The sequence below is a fragment of the Zavarzinella formosa DSM 19928 genome, from assembly GCF_000255705.1.
Taxonomy (GTDB): domain Bacteria; phylum Planctomycetota; class Planctomycetia; order Gemmatales; family Gemmataceae; genus Zavarzinella; species Zavarzinella formosa.
On record NZ_JH636439.1, the window covers coordinates 1458431 to 1477450 of the forward strand.

Genomic DNA, 19020 nt, shown 5'->3' on the forward strand with positions numbered 1-19020 from the left:
AGTGTTCGTCAGAAAAATTCAAGGGCATCGCCGGTGACAACTCCGAAAGAACGCCAGATCACCAATGCCCCGCACGGGCATATCCTCACCAATGTAAATGTCTGGTCACCGGACTCCAAGCGAATCGTTTATGATGTTCGCCCCGACGCGGCCGGAAGCCAGTTTGATGGCGACCGCATTGAAACCGTCGATGTCGACACTGGTGAAGTGAAGATTGTTTACACTTCACGCAACGGGGCCAAATGCGGTGTGGCGACATACCATCCGACATTAAACCGGGTGATCTTCATCCTCGGCCCGGAAAATCCGACGCACGATTTTCAGTATGGTTTCGCCCGCCGTCAGGGGGTAATGGTCGATGAGTCTTCGCCAGAAGTGGTCATCAACTTGGATGCCCGTGATTTGACCCTGCCGTTCACGCCGGGGGCTTTGAGGGGCGGTTCCCATGTGCATGTGTTCTCCCCGGATAGCCGCGCGATCAGCTTCACTTATGAGGATCAAATTCTTTCAGGAATCTCGGAAGAGAAGGACGGTCGGGAAATCAATCAACGCAACGTCGGTGTGAGTTTGTTGGAGGAACCCGTTCGGGTGCCGAAGACACACCCTCGAAATCATGATGGCGAGGCATTTACCGTTTTGATTTCCCGAACGGTGGCGAATCCGAAACCCGGCAGCGACGAAATCAAAAAGGCTTACGAAGAGGGCTGGATTATCCGGGATGGCAAACGCTCTTTGGCTTTTCTCGGAGACACCGTGGATGAAAACGGGAACACCGTGCCCGAAATTTTCATCGCCGATTTGCCGGATGATCTCACGCAACCGGGCGACAGACCTATTCAGGGAACGGCCATCACCCGCCCGGCCCCGCCGAGGGGAGTTTCGCAGCGGCGATTAACTCATAACGCTTTTGCGGAAACCAAAGGGCTTCCCCGTTTTTGGTTGCGAGCATCGCCAGATGGTTCGCAGATTGCATTTCTGAAAAGGGACAGTTTGGACGTTGCCCAAATCTGGACCATCTCGCCCGATCGTGGCAGACTCCGACAGATCACCGCGATTGAAACGGGCGTTCGTTCCTGTTTCACTTGGAGTCCTTATGGCGAACGAATCGCATATCAAACGCTCAATGCCATCGCAATTGTCACAGTGGACACCGGTCGAACAACCCTGATTCCCGTCGATGTGAGCAACGGTTTTCAACTCCGGCCCGAGGCCGTTGTGTTTTCACCGGATGGAACGAAGATTGCCTATGTGAAACACCAAGACGGGAAGTTCAACCAGATTTTCGTTTGTGATGTTCCCGAGTGAATCTCATAACACTCCTTTGCCAACCGGGATGCCGCTGGCGAGGTTGGCCAAGCCCGGCCCCCAATAAGTGTCGGGTTTGTTGAACGGCAGGATCATTGGTTCCTCAAACGGCCGGAAGGGAACCATGCTGGCCATCTGGTTGATTTCCGAAAGCAGATCGAGAGCCAAAGGCCCTTTGGCGGCCGCCGTGACGGATTCTTCGATTTGTGTGGCGGTTTTGGCTCCGATCAATGCCGTGCTGATGTCCGGGTTGGTGATGACGAAGCGGATGCAGGCTTCGACTATGGGCATTTGGTGGCGATCAAGGATGTCGTAAAACTGGCGCAGTTGTTCTTGCCGGGGTTTGGAGAGCCAAGCGGGTTTTTTCTTCAACACCTCGTCGTATCGACGGCCCAGCGCGCCTTGCTGCAACACCGATCCGAGAACAATCCCCATTTTTTTGCCAATGGCTTCCGGCAGCAGTTCTCGAGTCGCTTCCTGAAACGCAGCACTGTAATTGAAAGCCGTCAGCAGCACATCGAAATCACCTGCCCGCAGGTAATGGCTCATCTCCGTGGTGGTCGTCCCGCCGAGGCCGGTGAAACGGATCACGCCGCGTTTCTTCAGATCGTTCAAGACCTCGATCACCGGGCCGTAACAGCGTTCCGGTTCGGTCCACCAGTTGTATTGTAACGGGCGATCCGGTTCATGAATGATGAGAACATCGATCACTTCACGACCGAGAAGCTTCAAACTCTCTTCCACCGACCTCCGAAGTTCGTCGGCATTTTGCGGGTTGAAGGGCAGGGGACGGCCGCCGAGTTTTGTAGAGAGTACGATGGGCGTTTTCACTTCGCGGAGGATGCGGCCCAACACGGCCTCGCTGTCCGCGTAGCCGGGGGCGGTGTCGATGTAGTTGATGCCGAGGTCAAGGGCCTTGAACACCGCCCGTTTGCTTTCCTCGAAACCGGGGCCGAGGCCAGAGGTGAACAATCCCCCCAAACCAATCTCGCTGACGGTGATGCCTGTTTTGCCGAGTGTGCGAAAGTTCATGGCCCTTGTTCCGTCTCGTTCGATGTTGACAGCGGGTCTGTTTGCTCTCGAAGATAGAATTCATTTGCCCGACCGCCCACATAGAAAGCGAGGGTGAGCCATGGCTGGCCCGCCGACTCTTCAGTTTCTCGGTGCGGCCGGAACCGTCACCGGGTCCAAATACCTCGTCAAACATCGCGGTCAGCAGGTGATGCTCGATTGCGGCTTATTCCAAGGCCTCAAGGAACTCCGACTCCGCAACTGGATGAAACCCGGCTACGGCGCTCGGGAAATCGCCGCTGTGGTATTAAGCCACGCCCACATTGACCACACCGGGTATTTGCCTCTGCTGGTCAAACACGGTTTTCGCGGTCGCATCCATTGCACTGCCGCCACGGAAGATTTGTTGGAAATTCTTCTGCCGGATTCGGCCCGTTTGCAGGAAGAAGACACCGAGCGATCCAACCAGCAGGGATACACCAAACACAAGCCGGCGCTGCCGTTGTTCGACATGAACGACGTGAAGGCAACGCTAAAACTATTAGACACCCATCCGTTCCGCAAAGAATTCCCGGTGGCCGGGGATATGCGGGCGACCTTCCGGCCGATGGGGCATATTCTCGGCTCGGCCTCGATTGATCTGGCCATCGGCAAGCCCGATCCTCTTCGACTGGTGTTCTCGGGAGATGTGGGCCGATACGGCCGGCCGATTCTGCGTGATCCTGTCTCCGTGCCTGAAGCGGATGTGCTGTTGGTGGAATCCACCTACGGGGATCGATTGCATGCCGATGACCCGATGGAAGCCCTTGCGGAGATCATCAACGATGCCGTCAAACGAGGCGGGGCTATCATTGTTCCGGCGTTTGCCGTGGACCGGACGCAAGAACTGATTTGGTGTATCAATCAATTGGAATTGCAGAATCGCATCCCGGAATTGCCGGTCTTTATTGACAGTCCGATGGCGATTGAAGTGACCGATTTGTATTCTCGCCACACGGCCGAGCATAATTTTGAGGCGTCGCTTTTCCACGGAGATCGCAACCCGATTCGCTCGGCCCGGCAGGTGATGATTCATTCCCGAGATGAGTCAAAAGAACTCAACGGCATGTCCGGCCCGATGATCGTGATCGCCGGGAGCGGCATGGCGACCGGCGGGCGCGTGTTGCACCATCTCGCGGCCAGGCTGGGCGATCCTCGAACCACGGTGATGTTCGCCGGGTTTCAGGCCCAAGGAACGCGGGGCCGATCACTGGAAGAGGGGGCGAAATCGGTTCTCATTCACGGCCGGGAAGTACCGGTGCATGCCAAGATATGCCGACTGCACGGGCTGTCGGCCCATGCGGACCAAAACGAACTGATGCGATGGCTCGGCGAGTTCCAACGGCCGCCGGCCCATTGTTACCTCGTCCACGGTGAACCATCGGCGGCCGCTGTGTTGGCCAAGCGGATCGAGGATGAACTGGACTGGCCGGTGTCTGTGGCCCAAGACCAGCAAGTGGTGACATTGACAAAGAATGCCGAATGGCCCGCCTGAGGAAATGACGCAAGGGGTGCATGGCCGGGAAATAATCCTTGATCCCGCTCCCCGACTGTTGAATAATCACCCTTCCCACCCACCTGTTGGCATTTTGGGTCTCTCCCGGTCGGAGCGTGATTTCATGCGATTTCCAATCTTTCGATCCTTGTTCGTTCTGGCGCTGGCCATCGGCCAAGCTCCGGCCGCCGATTTGATTCAGTTGAAAAAAAGAGATCATATCTCCATCGTGGGGAACACCCTTGCGGATCGGATGCAGCACGACGGCTGGCTGGAAACAGAACTCCATCGCCGGTTTCCCCAGCTTGATCTCACCATTCGTAACCTCGGTTTTTCCGGGGATGAACTGACCCACCGGATTCGCTCCTCGAATTTTGGGACGCCCGAGGAATGGCTGACCAAAACGAAGACAGACGTGGTGTTCGCCTTTTTCGGCTACAACGAATCCTTTGCCGGTCAGGACGGGTTGCCCAAGTTCAAGTCTGATCTCACGGAGTTCATCCGCAAAACGACTGGCTCAAAATACAACGGAACCAACAACGCGAAACTCGTGTTGTTCTCCCCAATTGCCCATGAAAACTTGAAAGACTCCTCGCTGCCGGATGGCTCGGCCAACAACGCCCGCTTGAAACTCTATACGGCCGCGATGGCCGAGGTAGCGAAGTCGGAGAAAGTGCCGTTCGTCGATCTGTTCACGCCGACGAGCGAACTCTATCCCCAAGTCAAGAATCCGCTGACAATCAACGGCGTTCACCTGACGGCCGAGGGGAATCATGCTGTCGCGGGGATGATTGGCAATTCGCTTTTCGAGACTCCCGACGCCTCCAAGACGCCGCCGGAAAAATATTTGGAAGACATTCGGAAGGCCGTGCTGGATAAAAATTTTCACTGGTTTGAACGTTATCGCACAACGGACGGTTACTCCATTTACGGCGGCCGGGCCGATCTCCGCTTCGTCGGAGGACAGACCAACCGCGACGTGGCGCAACGGGAAATGGAAGTTCTCGATGTGATGACCGAGAACCGAGACAAGGCCGTTTGGGCCGCCGCTCAACTAAAACCCTTTAAGATCGACGACTCGAACACTCCCGGCTTCATCCCGGTGGAAACCAACAAGCCCGGCCCGCTGCCGGGCAAGAAACATTTGTTCCTGAGCGGGGAAGAGTCCGTTCAACGGATGAAAGTGGGCAAGGGTCTTCAAGTCAACTTGTTCGCGGACGAGAAGCAATTTCCCGAATTGGTAAACACCGTCCAAATGCAATGGGATTCGCGAGGCCGGTTGTGGGTGGCGACTTGGGCTTCCTACCCGCACTGGAAGCCGAAAGATCCCATGAATGACAAACTGGTGATCTTGGAAGACACGAACGGAGACGGCAAAGCCGACAAGTTGACGGTGTTTGCCGATGGGTTGCACAATCCCACCGGCTTCGAGTTTGCCAATGGCGGCGTGATTATCGCCCAAGCCCCGGACTTGATTTTCTTGAAAGACACGAATGGGGACGACAAAGCCGATGTGCGAACGCGAATCCTCAGCGGCATCGATTCAGCCGACACGCATCACACATCAAACAGCTTTGCCCGCGATCCGGGGGGGGCGTTGTACTTCCAAGAGGGAACCTTCCACCACACGCAGGTTGAAAGCCCTTGGGGGCCGACGCAACGATGCGCCAACGCCGGGGTGTTTCGCTACGAACCCCGTTCGCAAAAGTTTGACGTGTATGTTTCCTTTGGCTTCGCCAATCCGCACGGACACGTTTTCGACCGATTTGGCCAAGACATCGTGGTCGATGGCACCGGGGCCAATCCCTATCACGCCGCCCTGTTCTCCGGCCATCTCGACTATCCGAACAAGCATGGCCGGCCGCCGCAGGTGTATCAACAACGCACCCGACCTTGTCCGGGGATGGAATATCTCAGCGGCACGCATTTTCCGCAGGAGTTTCAGGGCAATTTGCTGGTGGGGAACGTGATCGGCCTCCAAGGCATTTTGCGGTATCGCATTTCACCGCAAGATTCCAGCTTCAAAGGCGAGGAACTGGAACCGATTGTCTCCTCCACCGATCCGAACTTTCGGCCTGCCGACATCAAGATGGGGCCGGACGGGGCCATTTATTTTTGCGACTGGCACAACCCGATCATTGGCCATATGCAGCACAATCTCCGAGATCCCAGCCGTGCTCACGAATATGGCCGGGTGTATCGGGTAACACACATAGACAGGCCATTGCAAGAACGAACCAAGATCGTCGGGGAGCCGATTGCCAATTTGGTAAATCTTCTGGAATCGACCGATGATCGGGTGCGAAATTTAGCCCGGTTGGAACTGGAATCTCGCGACCCCAAGGAAGTTTTGGCGGCGACCCATGCCTTTTATGACCGCAAGGATTCGACACCGGCGGTGCGTGAACTGCGCGGAATGGAAACGCTGTGGCTGCATCAGCGGCTTGACATCCCGGATGTCGGGCATTTGAAAACCATGCTCAAGGCCACGGACCCACGCATCCGAGCGGCGGCCGTCCGGGTGCTTTGTTACTGGCGGGATCGGGTTCCTGACGTGCTGGAAGAACTGAAGACACTGGCCGCTGACGAGGCCGGGAATGTGCGGTTGGAGGCTGTTCGGGCGGCCAGCTTCTTAACCACGCCGGAAGCGGTGGAAGTGCCGTTGATCGCCCAAGACAAGCCGATGGATGTGTATCTGGAGTTTGTCATCGGCGAGACGATGAAAGCCCTCGATCCGCATGTGAAAAAGGCACTCTCAGCCAACAAGGAAATTGCCTTCAGTACCCCGGCCGGGGCACGCTATTTCCTCAAGACGGTCAGCACCGATCAACTGTTGAAGATGAAGCGCACGCCCGGACTGTACATGGAACTGTTGTTCCGCGCCGGCGTGCAGGACAACGTCCGCAAGGAAGCGTTGGCCGGTTTGGCGGCAAACACCAAGAAGGGGGAACTGGCGGTTCTGTTGGGTGCCATCAAGACCTACGACCAGCAAGCCAGCCAGGCCGAGGGTGTGGGCTACGATCTCGTTCGCTTGCTCACCGACCGACCGGCGAGCGAGTTGCAAGCTTTCCGTAAGGAGTTATTGGATCTGGCCGACAATGCCAAAACCCCGGTGATTCGCCGACTGGCCATCGCCGCCCTGTTTACGGCCGACGGTTCGCCGGAAGCCATGTGGGCCGACGGTCAAAAGTCACTCGTTGCGTTGCAAGACACGGTGAACGCGGTGCCGATGGTGCGTGATGTCTCGCTGAGGGCCGCCATTTATCCGAAACTGGTTCAATTACTCGCTGGGCTGCCGTCTGGCTTGGCCGCCAAATTGCCGAAAGGCAAGCAAGTCAACGGCCGGTATGTTCGCATCGAACTACCCGGTAAACAGCGGACGCTCACGTTGGCCGAGGTGGAGGTAATCAGTCAGGGGGCGAACATCGCCCGGAATGGTAAGGCCACACAAAGTTCGGTGTCCAATGGCGGCACGCCAGATCGCGGCATCGACGGGAAGAAAAGCGGTTCCTACGGCGATGGCGGCCAAACCCATACCCGCGAGGGAACGGACAATCCTTGGTGGGAAGTGGATCTCGGGGCCGAGTATCCCATCGAAACCATCAATGTGTTTAACCGGACAGAAGGTAATCTCGGCAGCCGGTTGAACAACTTCAAACTGGTGGTTCTGAACAATGGCCGCCGGGAAGTGTTTTCAAAGGACAAGAACCCGGCTCCGGCGACCTCGGTGAGTTTCACGGTGGGCACCGAATCCGTGGATCAAACAATCCGTCGGGCCGCCATGCTGGCGATGACCACCGTGCGAGGGAAGGAGGCGGACACCTTCCGCAATCTTGCCCAGTTCGTCGCCAAGGACGAAGACCGGGGAGCCGCGTTGCAGGCGATGCTTCGGCTGCCAATTGCCGAGTTCCCCAAGGATCAGGCGAAGACGCTGCTGGAGACGTTGACGGGTTACATCCGCAATTTGCCGACCACGGAACGCACGTCGCCGACCGCCCTTGATTCGCTGCAACTGGCCGACTCTTTGGCCAGCCTCCTGCCGGTGTCGGAAGCCCGTGCGGTTCGCAAGGAACTGGGCGAACTCGGCGTGCAGGTAATCCGGGTGGGAACGCTCACCGATCAGATGCTCTACGACAAAGACCGGATGGTGATCCAAGCGGTCAAGCCCGTGGAATTTGTCTTTGAAAATACGGACATCATGCCGCACAATTTAGTGTTCATTCAACCGGGTTCACTGGAGGAGATCGGCAATCTGGCCGAAGCCCAAGGCACGCAACCGGGGGCGTTGGAACGACATTACGTTCCCGGATCAAACAAGATTCTGCTCGCCAGCAAGCTGCTACAGCCGCAATCGAGCGAGAAGATGTCGTTCGTCGCCCCGAAAGAACCGGGGGTGTACCCGTATGTTTGCACCTACCCCGGCCACTGGCGTCGGATGCACGGTGCCTTGTACGTGGTCGCCGATCTGGAAGGGTATCAGGCCGACCCGGAAGGGTATCTCGCCAAGAACCCGCTGCCGATCAAGGACGAGTACCTGAAGTTTAACCGGCCGCGCAAGGAATGGAAGCTGGAAGAACTGGCCGGAGTTGCCGATGCGATGAAATCCGGCCGGTCGTTTGCCACGGCGAAGCAAATCTTCACCATCGGCAGTTGCGTGTCGTGCCACAAGATGAACGGCGTCGGCCAAGAATTGGGACCGGACCTCACCAAACTCGATGCCAAACTGTATCAGCCGAGCGAACTGCTCAAGCATATGCTGGAACCGTCGCTGAAGATCGACGCCAAGTACAAGACGTACACATTCAACCTGAGTTCCGGCAAACCCGTCTCCGGGATGATTCTGGAAGAAACCAAGGACAAAGTGCTGGTGATCGAGAATCCGCTGGCGAGCAATCAGCCCAAGGTGATCGCGGTGGCCGACATCGACAGTCGTAAAGAATCGCTGAGTTCCATCATGCCGAAGGGACTGTTGGACAAGTTGACCAAGGAAGAAATCCTTGATCTGATCGCGTACATCATGGCAAAGGGGGACGCCAAACACCCGCTCTTCCAAGGATTGCATGATCATCACGGAAAGCATGACCATTAATGTTTGAATAATCGACCAAGCGAAAGAAATTTGTTCTTATTGGTGTTTGATTGATACCTGCGTTCTGGACTTGCGTAATCCAGCCGCCGAGTCTATCCTCCGGCGATGTGTGGCATGGAACGCCGCCATTGGGAGCAAGGCATGACGCCTGCACGCCGGGGGCTGATTCGGCTCGTTCGCGTGTGCTTCGTTCTTGTGGCCGTTGGCTACGGGGCGTGGTGGCTCTATGACTACGCCTTCAAACCCGGCGAGGTGCGTCGCCGGGTGTACGAAGCGTTGGAAGGCAAATTCGACGGCGTGGACATCGAACTCGGTTCTGCCCGCATGCGGCCGTTTCTCGGCGGCGTCAACATCACCGACCTCAAGCTGATTCGCCGGGACGACCCCAGCCGCACGCCTTTTCTGCATGTCCCCAAAGCCACCATCTGGTTCGACAAATCGCTGGCGTTGCAGAAATTGCCGCTTGGCAAAATCGAGTTGGAGGATTCGCACATCCGTTTGATTCGGGATGCCAACGGCTCGTGGAACGTCCAGGGATTGATGACTCCCGGCAAAAAGGGGGACGGCCCTGCACCGGTGTTGGTTCTCAAAAAGGCCCGTGTGAGCATCATCGACCAGAAGCAGGGGCTTTCCGGCGAGCTTGAAATCAAGAACACGGATTTGACGATCGTCAACGATCCCGAAACGCTATACACCGTCGAGGCCCGTGGAGAGGCCAGCCCGTTGGGCAAGTTTCATCTCAGTGGCAAATTTGAGGAAAATCTCGGAGCCAGCGGTCGTCTGCAAGTTCGCGAGGCAACCATCGGCGCCTCGCTTTCCCGGTTGCTTTCCATGTTGAAACCCGAGGCCGCCCAAGCCATTGACGGACTCGATGGACGCCTGGGACTGGATGTGAAACTCGATTGGAAGGCGAACCGGCCCATCATGCGCGGTTTGGATGTGGAGGTCAACTTCGGCGAGGGGGTTTACCGAAATCCCGACCTGCCCGCCGCTGTCACCGATCTGACTGCGAAGTTTCATTTTCGAGACGGAGAACTGAAGGCCGATCCGATCACCGGTAAATTGGCCGGGGCCAACTTCCAGGTAAAACTGGACATGGATTTCCGCGATCTGATGAATTTGGATCCGAAGGCCCCTCCGCCGGACATCATCGGGACGATGGACGAACGCATCCGACGATTGGAAATGGAGATCAAGGATATCCAGATCAACGCCGAATTGTTTGCCTTGCTCCCTCCCAAATATCAGGAAATCCAAAGTGATTACCTTCCCAGGGGGGCGGCCGACTTTAGCTTCGAGCAATACCGGGAGGGGGATCGCACCATTCGCAAAGGGGTCTTCCATCCCAAGGGGATGTCAGCCACTTATGAGGGGTTTGCTTACCCCGTGGATCACATTCGTGGAACCATTGATGCGACATTCAGCCCGGACCAGCCCACGAAATTGGTGTTTGACCTTGCCGGAGAAGGAAACGGTCAGGCCGTCACCTGCAAGGGGACGGTGACGCCCGGAGCGGAGCGGGATGTTGACTTGGTGATTTCCGGTAGTTCGGTCAAACTGGACAAAACGCTCATCGAGGCGTTGCCGGGAAAAATCCCCAAGTTTGTGCAAAGTCTTCGGGCAACCGCCGTGGGGGATTTCACGGCCAAAATCCGGCACAACGCCCGCATCCGTCAAGAACACGGGCCGGATGTGAACGACAACGAATTCGATATTTTCATCCGGGACGGGTCGTTGAACTATGATGAGTTCCCGTATCCGTTGAAAAACCTCACGGGCAATCTCTATATTCGCACGGTGCCGGATCATCCCACCATTCAACCAATGGCGCCGGGTCAAAACCCGGTCGTTGGCGACTCCGAAGTGGGGTCGGTCGCCTTCAAAAATTTCCGAGCCATCGGACCGGGCGGGACGAAGGTGAAACTCAGCGGTGGCAAGGTTCCGGAAGAGGGGGGGATGCTTCTCTCCATCAATGCCTACGCGGAATCGATGCAACTGTCAGGGGACTTGCAAAAGGCCGTCGGCAAACTCCACTTGGAAAAGGCGTGGAGCACTTTCGAGCCTTCCGGCCGGATGAATTGCAACATTGAAGTGAGAATTCACGAACGCTGTCCGAAAGGTTCCAAGCAACCGGTTCAGTTCATGCCGGCCCGCGATTTGGAACTCGGGCTGTCCTTCAACGGGGCGTCGATTTGCCCGAAGTTCTTTCCGTATGCGATTTCGGAACTGGCGGGCAAAGTTTACATCGCCAAATCCCGAGTGGAAATCCACGAATTGCGGGGCCGACACGGTCCCACGGAGGTGAGCCTCTCCGGCGCCGAGATTCGCCTGCCTGCCGCCGGTGGATTCTGGGCAAGTTTGTCTGACTTGAAGTTCTCGCCGGTGGTGACAGATCGGGAGTTCCTGACAGCGTTGCCAAAGGGGCTTCGCAGAGCCTGGGAAGGGCTTGAATTCAACGGGCCGGTGACCATTCACGCGAAAGAACTCGTGATCGACGACCAGGGAAAGCGACCAGAACCTTTGCCCAACATTCCGCAGGTCGCGGGAGTCGTTCCTGTCACTGCCCGCGGAACAATGGGTTCGACGCTTCCTGTCGCCCAACCGACTTTTTTCTGGGACGCCACGCTGACGTTTCAAAATGCGAGTTTTAAGACCGGCATGACATGGGAAAAAGCCACGGGGCAATTTGCGACCACCGGACGTTATGAGGGAGACCGGCTTGGCCGAGTGAAGGGCAATCTGGCCGTCGATCAGGCGATGGTTCTCAAGCAACCCGTCGAAATGGTCTCGGCCCATTTGGATGTGGATCCCTCGAAACCGGACATCCTGCTGTTCCCGTGGATCAAGGCGAAAATCTATGGCGGCGAGGTTGGGGGGCAAGCCAGGGTCGTGATGGGATCGCCTTTGAAGTTTGATCTTTCCCTCAGTGGCACGAGATTGCGACTGGAGGAGATCGCAGCCGTCAACAAGCTCGGGCCGAAGACGCATCTGACGGGCCTGTCCACGGCCCGGTTGAAGCTCTCCAATCCCGTTGATCCGACGACAAAAATACCGACCCTTGAAGGGGAGGGGGAATTCGACATCCCCAACGGCAAACTGCTTGACTTGCCGGTGATTTTGGATGTCATCAAGCTCGCCCGCCTGCGGCCAATGGACGAGACCATGTTCGAGGAGGCTCATGCGGTCTTCCGAATTCGCGGGAACCGGATGAAGTTCGATCAATTGGATCTGATCGGCAATGCCTTCAGCCTTGGCGGCGAGGGAGAGATGAACCTCGACGGCACGCGCGCAGGCTTTGAATTTTACACCGTCTGGACGAACATTCGGGACTTCTTCGGCGGCAAGGGGGAGATTCCCGCCCGCCTGAGCAGCAATCTGTACAAAATCAAGGTCTCCGGCAATCTCGGAGACGAAAAGCCCCGCGTGGAGCAGGTTCCCCTGCCCGTCGTGATGGAACCCGTCCGGCGGATGCTCGACCGGGCGGGCGGCAGGTAACCTCCGGGAGACAGATCTTGATATTCGGCACGATCAACAGAATGATCCTGATGGAACTCATCAAGGTCTTCCTAATGGCCCTGACGGGCCTCACCGGCATGTTCATGCTCGGCGGGGTGATTCAGGAAGCCTCCCAAAAGGGGCTGAGTCCGGGCCAGATCCTGGTTGCCATCCCGTTGATCATTCCGAACACGTTCCCGTATACGATCCCGGCGACAACGCTTTTTGCCACATGCATTGTCTACGGCCGAATGTCCGCTGACAGTGAAGTGTTGGTGCTGCGGGCTGCCGGGGTGAACATTTATCATTTGCTTTGGCCGGCAATTTTGCTGGGGATCGCCACCACCCTCGTCACCGCCGGCCTGTATTACGACCCCATTCCAAGATCCCAGCGAATTCTCCGTGAACAGTTGCTGAAGGATGCCGAGCAGGTGATCTACAGCCTTTTGAAACGCGAGGGGGGCCTGCGGCAGAACAACCTTGATTTCGTTCTGTATGTCCGGGACGTGCAGGGCAAGGATTTGATTGACGTCGTGGTGAAGAAGCGGAAGGCTGACCGCACGGGATACGAGTTGGTGGCTCGCGCCCAGACAGCTCGAATCCGCGTGCAATACGTGACCGACGTTCCCGAGGGTGATCCGGATGATCCCGAGTCGAAGGGGACGACCACCCGCCGGATCACCAATCCGGCGCTGCGAGTTGGCGGCCGATATGAACTGGTGGTGGTTATGGATCGTTGCGTGGTGGATTCCTTGAAGGGCGACACCGCGGCCGATCTTCACTATCAGGAATACTCCACCGCGCTGCCGGAGGCGATTTTCGGCAAGGACACCAAGGACCGGCCTTCTTCTCAGACGTGGAACGAATTGTTCGAGCGATTGGATGAGCTGCGTGTTGATATTGCCGATCAGGAAGCACAGGTCCAGAAGTTGGAGGCGGACAAGGAAAAGAAACACGATCTGAGCGGAAAAACCAACGGCGAAGTGGCCCGGGACATCCGAATATACACGATTTCGACACTCAATCGTTTCGTCGCCGGTGTCAGAACAGAGATGCAAATGCGGCCCGCGTTGTCGATGGGGTGCATGTGTTTTGTTCTGATTGGTTGTCCGGTCGGCATCTGGGCCAGTCGGTCCGATTATTTGAGCATTTTCATGATGTGCTTTCTGCCGACAATTTTGATCTATTACCCGATCCTGATGGCCACGCTTAATATGGCCAAGGACGGGAAGGCCCAGCCCTTTCTTGCCTGGACGCCCGATGTGGTGCTGGCTATCGGTTCGATGTTCCTGATTCGCCGCCTGATGAAACGTTGAGGCCGGTTTTTCCTCGTCGAGTCGGCGAAGAGGCCTCGTCGTGTTCGTCCTCGATGTCGCCGACAATTTCTTCGAGGATATCCTCAAGCGTAATGAGTCCGAGGAGTTTTCGTTCCTTGTCACGCACCAAGGCCATCGGTCGGCGGGTTCGCTTGAACATTTGAAGTGCGTGGGTGATTGGATCGTCGGCGTTGATGTACTCGGCCGGGTAAAGAGCGTCCTCCAGCACGAGCACGTTTTTGAGTGTCAGGAAATAGAACAGATTTTTCGTGTTCAAAATCCCCACCACATTTTCTTTCGTCCCGTCATACACAGGCAGCCGCGTGTGCCCGCACTTGCGCACGATGTCAAGCACCTTGTTGGGTTTGGTGTGCAATTCAATGGCATCCATCCGGTCGGCGGGAACCATGCAATCCCGCACTTTTTTGTCCGTCAGTTTGAAGACGTTTTTCACAAACAGGGCCTGATCCGATTCCAGCAGGCCGGCTTCCTGAGTGTCGTCCACCATCATTCGCAGTTCTTCGACGGACATCTTCGTTTCGTGATGGCCGCCGTCCGCGACACCGAGCCGTCGGAGTAAAAAGTGGCCGCTGGCGTTCATGAGGGCGAGGATCGGTCCGGTCACCAAGGAGAAGACATTGAACGTCCCGGCGGTCCACAGGGCCACCCGGTCGGGGGCGTGGATGGCGAACATCTTTGGAACCTGCTCGCCGAGGATCACATGCAGGTACGTGATAAAGGCAATCGACAAGCCCGTGGCGATTGTATGGCGGGTGAAGGCGTCACCCGTCAGCCCGATGAACACAAAGAAAGGTTCGAGCATTTGCTCGAAAATGGTTTCGCCGATGGCGCCGAGCGCGATGCTGGCCAGGGTGATTCCCAGTTGGGCGGCGGCGATGCTTTTGTCGAGATTGCCTTGGGCTTTCTGCACGGACTTCGCGCCGGGAACATTGGTCTGAACCAACTCCTCGACGCGGGTTTTGCGAAGCGAGACCAGGGCGAACTCGATGGCCACGAAATAGCCATTGATCGCGATCAGAACGGGAATCGCGATCAGACCGAGGATAATCAACATTCGGGCTCCGGCTTCCGTCTCGGGGTTGAGGGCGGGGCGATCACTTGCCCCCCGGTGGAACGTATTTCGTCAGCCATGCGAAGACTTCTCTGTGCCAAAATTCGCTATTCTTCGGCTTCAACACCCAGTGGCCTTCATCGGGGAAGTTGACGAACCGGGATGGCACGCCCATGCGTTGCAAGGCCGAGAAGAGTTCATGCCCCTGACCGATGGGACAACGGAAATCGAGGTCGTTGTGAACAACGAGCATGGGGGTTTTGAATTTCTTCAAATTCCCGGCCAGTTTGTGCGGGCTAAACTCGGCATATTTGCCGGGCACCTCCCACGGCAGGCCGCCGTGTTCAAATTCGTCGAACCACAGTTCGTCCGTGGTGCCCCACATGCTCTCAAAGTTCCAAACGGAGCAATGCGAAATCAGGCACTTGAATCGCCCGGTGTTCACGGCGAACCAATCCATCATGTAGCCGCCGAAACTGGCGCCGGCCGCCCCGATACGATCCTTGTCCACATAGGGGAGTTTCTCCACATAATCGGTCGCCTTCATCAGATCGCGGTAACACTTCCCGCCCCAGTCGCCGGAAATGTCATCGACGAATTTTTGGCCGTTCCCCGTTGATCCTCGCGGGTTGGGCAGGGCGACCACATAGCCTTGGGCCGCCCACAGGCTGGGGTTCCAGCGGTTGGACCAGCCGTCTTCCCAAGCGGATTGCGGGCCTCCATGCACGAGAAATGCGACAGGCCATTTCTTCGCCGGATCAAAGCCGGGGGGCTTGAGAATCCACATCTGCATTTTGATGCCGCCTTCGACCTCAATGGACACAGACTCCGGTTTGTTCACGTTGAGCTTGGCCAATAGCTCGTCGTTGGCCCCGTAAAAACGCTTCAAATTGAGAACGCCGGGTTCGCTTTCCTTGCCGCCGATCATGATTTCATTCGGATGTACATAGGAAGATCGCATGCACACGAACGATCCGCTTGATCCGAGCGAATGCAGGCTGGTCAGGTTGCCAATGCCGTTTGGATAGTGCGAGGATTTGCCGTCGGTTGAGAATGTGTAGGTAGCAACCGAACCCAGTTCATCAACGAATGCGTGCAACGTCTCCGGTCCTGTCCATCCAAACTCGCTGATTGAAATGTCTATCTTTTCGCTCAGGTTTTTGGGCTTGCCGGAGAACGCGCCGTCCGGCGAGCAATCGACAACCAGAATGTCCCACTTGTCGGCCTCGTAACCGGCTTTTTTCTGGCTGCGATACGCAATCTTCTTGCCATCGGCGCTGAATCGGGGGGAGTTATCCGCCGCCGGGTTGTCTTTCGTGAGGCTTGGCCAATCAATGGACTTGTTGTCCAGTGTCACCCGGCAGATGTCGTAATTGGTGCTCCATGCCTCGTCCTTGGCGGGAACCGCCGTGAAGACGATGTGTTTGCCGTCCGGAGTGAACGTGTGATCGTCCCCGGCGCTGAACGTCGAACTGGTGGGGTTAGCATCCCGGTTTCCCGGCGTGACATCGCGAACGTCCGTCCCGTCGGCTTTGCACACAAAAATGTGCTGCCGTTTGTCTTCTATATATTCGTCCCAATGTCGGTAAAAGAGCCGAGAGAAGACCTTCGCCTTCACCGGGCTTTTCTCGGCTTCGTCGATTTTAGCTTTGTTTTTTGCGTCGCTTTCCGCGAATGGCAGCGTGGAAAACTCCGGGAAGACCGATGAAACAAAGGCGATCATCGTGCCGTCCGGGGACCAGAGGCCATTGCTTGCCCCGGTGGAGATCGTGGTGAGTTGCCGGGCCTCTCCGCCGTTGATCGCAATCACCCACAGTTGATTGCTTCCGCTTCGGTTTGATTCAAAGAGAAGAGATTTGCCATCGGGACTCCAACGCGGGTGGCGGTCGCTTTTTCCTGCGTTCGTGAGACGGCTGGCCGCTTTGGTGCGGTCGGTGGGAATCAGCCACAGGCTCGTCGCCGTCTTGTTGCTTTCAAAGCTGACTTCACCGATCTGACAGGCGACCAGATTGCCATCCGGGCTGATTTGCGCGTCGGCGACTCGCTTGAACCGGAACATATCGTCGATGGTCATGGCCCGCCGGTCATCGGCAATGGCCGGGAATGTCGTCATCAAAAGCAACCCCGTGAGGAGTGAAAATTGTTTCATGTGGGTTGGAACCTTCGGAGGGGGTGAGACGATCATGCCCGATAATCGATTCGATTTTTGACCTTCATCACCACGAGGGTGATCCAAGTGTTGAGACCGGCCACCGCGAGGGTGGTCACCAGTTTGTACAAATGTCCCATCAACTCGGCGGTTTCTTTGCCGTTTCGATCCGCATTCATGTTTCCGGTCGGGACCGCCATCAGGAAGATGATGCCGAAAACGACTCCCAACACCAGCATCCCGCCGGCCGAACTGGCGTACCCGATCATGCTTTTCAAGCAAAAGCGGGCCGTTTTATTGTCTCCCGCGCACAACATGACTGATCGCAGAAACAGCATCAACAACACAATTCGACCAATCTCCGCGAGATTGGCCAGCATGGGAAGCGCCGGGAATGGAACAAAGCCCAACCGGCCGCTGAAGGCGATTATCCAGAACATCCAAGTGGGAATCGCCGCCGACTGGGTCACGAAACAATCCCATACCAAGCCGGATCGGCCGCTGCCGACCGTCGCGCCGAGATAGGCGAAGGGAGTGCTTGGGATGATGATTAACAACAAAAAATGAAGCAGACCGCATCCGGCCATCGAGATGCTAAATCCCATGCCGCCGCGATCACGGGGGCCTGACACGGCAAAGCCCAAACCGACCAACCCGGTGAGCCATCCGCCGACGCCCAACATCCCGGCGATAATGTCCAAAAATTCCGTGTTGTCCGAGATCCCGCACATGGCGAGGAACACACGGAAGGCCACCAAGCCGAGCGCCCCGACGATGATCCAACCGCAGATCATGAGCAACAGACAAGCCAGTCCCGTGCGGTTAAACTGCCCCTCCAGGGCTTGTTGATTCTCTTTGGAGCGATCCCGGTTCTTGCGACGAGGGCGATCCCGGTCGTCATCATCGTCGTCATCCCGACGACGGCGACTGGACCGGCGATCCCGGTCATCATCGTCGTCATCGTCATCGTCATCGTCCCGGCGACGACGGCTGGACCGGCGATCCCGGTCGTCATCATCGTCATCGTCCCGGCGACGGCGACGCGGTCGGTCATCGTCCAAGTCAAGGTCGTCCTTGGATCGGCTTTTCTTTTTCTCACCGGCATCATCCGCGTCTTTTGATGCGGATTTGGAAGGGAGTCCGTCGCTCGACAGGAAAACATGGCCGCAGGCCGGACATTTGACCCGGCGTGGAGGGCTGTCGTCCGGAAATTTGGATTTCCCCTCGCACTCGGGGCAGGTGATTGTCGGCATTCGCGAGTACCTCGCGGCATCGGTTACTGTTTGGACGGAACCTTTGGCCGTTTTGCTGATGGGAGTTTCTGAATCGCCTATCTTACGAGAGCGGTTGCCGTGTCAAACAGAGTGGCCGACGATACTTTTAACGGGATTTGGTCGTCACCTTGGCGTAACCCACATCAGCCATGATGCTGGCGGCCCGGTTCGCATCAGCCACGGAATCAAACGTCACATAACCGACAAACTTTGAGCCGATCACGGTGAGAATGGCCCCGTGGAGGTTGATGCCGGCTCCTGCCCAGGCATGCTTGATGCGGTGGGCCAGTCCGGCCGTGTTGTCCCCCTCGACACGCATGACGATGGGATCGTTCACTTCGTTGAGGCCGACGGCCTTGGCCGCCCGAACCTGATCCAATCCCACAATGGGGGCCACGCACAGCGTGCCAAACCCCGGCCGATCCGAGTGACGCTGGGTGTAAACGTATTCCAAATCGGCCCCGGCTTCGTCGAGCCGACTTAACTTGTGGGCCACTCCGCCCGGTTCATCCTTCACGTCCACCGCCCATACGTGAATCCGGTCCATTTTGAAGCTCATGGTTTCCCTTTCCGGTCCCCTGACAAGTTGCAAATGGATGATACAGGCTGCGTCGGGTGATGCAACCAGAAAACACCACTTGGGAAAACGAGGCAATACCGCCCGCGAGATGATGTTAAGCCGGGATTCGCGGATCAGGCCAGTCCGCCCATCCCCTTTCCGGCTCCTCGCTTTCGGCATCATTGTTAAATGATGTGTTTTCATCGTCCCGTCAGG

At 56.9% G+C, this 19020-nt stretch carries 10 protein-coding genes; 5 read left to right on the forward strand and 5 right to left on the reverse strand.

The window, feature by feature from the left end:
• Nucleotides 1–33 precede the first annotated feature (33 nt).
• A complete protein-coding gene (locus tag BGIM_RS0106835; RefSeq protein WP_020469053.1) occupies nt 34–1305 on the forward strand; it encodes a DUF3748 domain-containing protein in 1272 nt (423 codons plus the stop codon).
• 3 nt (nt 1306–1308) lie between these two features.
• Here the strand turns inward: BGIM_RS0106835 and BGIM_RS0106840 are convergent, their stop codons facing one another.
• Nucleotides 1309–2337, reverse strand: a complete 1029-nt coding sequence (locus BGIM_RS0106840) for an aldo/keto reductase (RefSeq protein WP_020469054.1) — start codon at nt 2335–2337, stop codon at nt 1309–1311.
• 100 nt (nt 2338–2437) lie between these two features.
• Here BGIM_RS0106840 and BGIM_RS0106845 point away from each other — a divergent pair, with 100 nt between their 5' ends.
• The 4 genes from BGIM_RS0106845 to BGIM_RS0106860 all read left to right on the forward strand — a co-directional run bounded on the left by BGIM_RS0106845 (nt 2438) and on the right by BGIM_RS0106860 (nt 13750).
• Nucleotides 2438–3850, forward strand: coding sequence for an MBL fold metallo-hydrolase RNA specificity domain-containing protein (locus BGIM_RS0106845; RefSeq protein ID WP_020469055.1), 1413 nt, complete (start codon nt 2438–2440; stop codon nt 3848–3850).
• A 124-nt stretch (nt 3851–3974) separates the two neighbouring features.
• Entirely contained in the window at nt 3975–8939 is a 4965-nt protein-coding gene (locus BGIM_RS0106850; RefSeq protein ID WP_020469056.1) for a PVC-type heme-binding CxxCH protein, read from the forward strand.
• Between the two features lie 141 nt (nt 8940–9080).
• Nucleotides 9081–12434, forward strand: a complete 3354-nt coding sequence (locus BGIM_RS0106855) for an AsmA-like C-terminal region-containing protein (RefSeq protein WP_157368644.1) — start codon at nt 9081–9083, stop codon at nt 12432–12434.
• Between the two features lie 17 nt (nt 12435–12451).
• Nucleotides 12452–13750 carry an LptF/LptG family permease gene (locus BGIM_RS0106860; RefSeq protein ID WP_020469058.1) on the forward strand — a complete coding sequence of 433 codons (1299 nt, stop codon included), beginning with the start codon at nt 12452–12454 and terminating at the stop codon, nt 13748–13750.
• Here BGIM_RS0106860 and BGIM_RS0106865 read toward each other — a convergent pair.
• From BGIM_RS0106865 to BGIM_RS0106880, 4 genes are all read right to left on the reverse strand, one after another.
• Nucleotides 13707–14825 (reverse strand): hemolysin family protein, encoded by a 1119-nt coding sequence (locus BGIM_RS0106865; protein ID WP_020469059.1) that lies wholly within the window; start codon nt 14823–14825, stop codon nt 13707–13709. The genes BGIM_RS0106860 and BGIM_RS0106865 overlap by 44 nt on opposite strands.
• 40 nt (nt 14826–14865) lie before the next feature.
• Nucleotides 14866–16971: a S9 family peptidase gene (locus BGIM_RS0106870; protein WP_020469060.1), complete on the reverse strand. Its 2106-nt coding sequence runs from the start codon at nt 16969–16971 to the stop codon at nt 14866–14868.
• A 32-nt stretch (nt 16972–17003) separates the two neighbouring features.
• Nucleotides 17004–18224: a zinc ribbon domain-containing protein gene (locus tag BGIM_RS59750; protein ID WP_020469061.1), complete on the reverse strand. Its 1221-nt coding sequence runs from the start codon at nt 18222–18224 to the stop codon at nt 17004–17006.
• Nucleotides 18225–18351: 127 nt separating this feature from the next.
• Complete coding sequence (locus tag BGIM_RS0106880) at nt 18352–18804, reverse strand: ACT domain-containing protein (RefSeq protein ID WP_020469062.1); 453 nt, start codon at nt 18802–18804, stop codon at nt 18352–18354.
• Nucleotides 18805–19020: the final 216 nt, after the last annotated feature.

Excerpts from the sequence above, each read along its gene's own strand:
- BGIM_RS0106840 (WP_020469054.1), bottom strand. The coding sequence starts at position 2,337 with ATGAACTTTCGCACACTCGGCAAAACAGGCATCACCGTCAGCGAGATT.
- BGIM_RS0106845 (WP_020469055.1), top strand. The coding sequence starts at position 2,438 with ATGGCTGGCCCGCCGACTCTTCAGTTTCTCGGTGCGGCCGGAACCGTC.
- BGIM_RS0106850 (WP_020469056.1), top strand. The coding sequence starts at position 3,975 with ATGCGATTTCCAATCTTTCGATCCTTGTTCGTTCTGGCGCTGGCCATC.
- BGIM_RS0106855 (WP_157368644.1), top strand. The coding sequence starts at position 9,081 with ATGACGCCTGCACGCCGGGGGCTGATTCGGCTCGTTCGCGTGTGCTTC.
- BGIM_RS0106865 (WP_020469059.1), bottom strand. The coding sequence starts at position 14,825 with ATGTTGATTATCCTCGGTCTGATCGCGATTCCCGTTCTGATCGCGATC.
- BGIM_RS0106870 (WP_020469060.1), bottom strand. The coding sequence starts at position 16,971 with ATGAAACAATTTTCACTCCTCACGGGGTTGCTTTTGATGACGACATTC.
- BGIM_RS59750 (WP_020469061.1), bottom strand. The coding sequence starts at position 18,224 with ATGCCGACAATCACCTGCCCCGAGTGCGAGGGGAAATCCAAATTTCCG.
- BGIM_RS0106880 (WP_020469062.1), bottom strand. The coding sequence starts at position 18,804 with ATGAGCTTCAAAATGGACCGGATTCACGTATGGGCGGTGGACGTGAAG.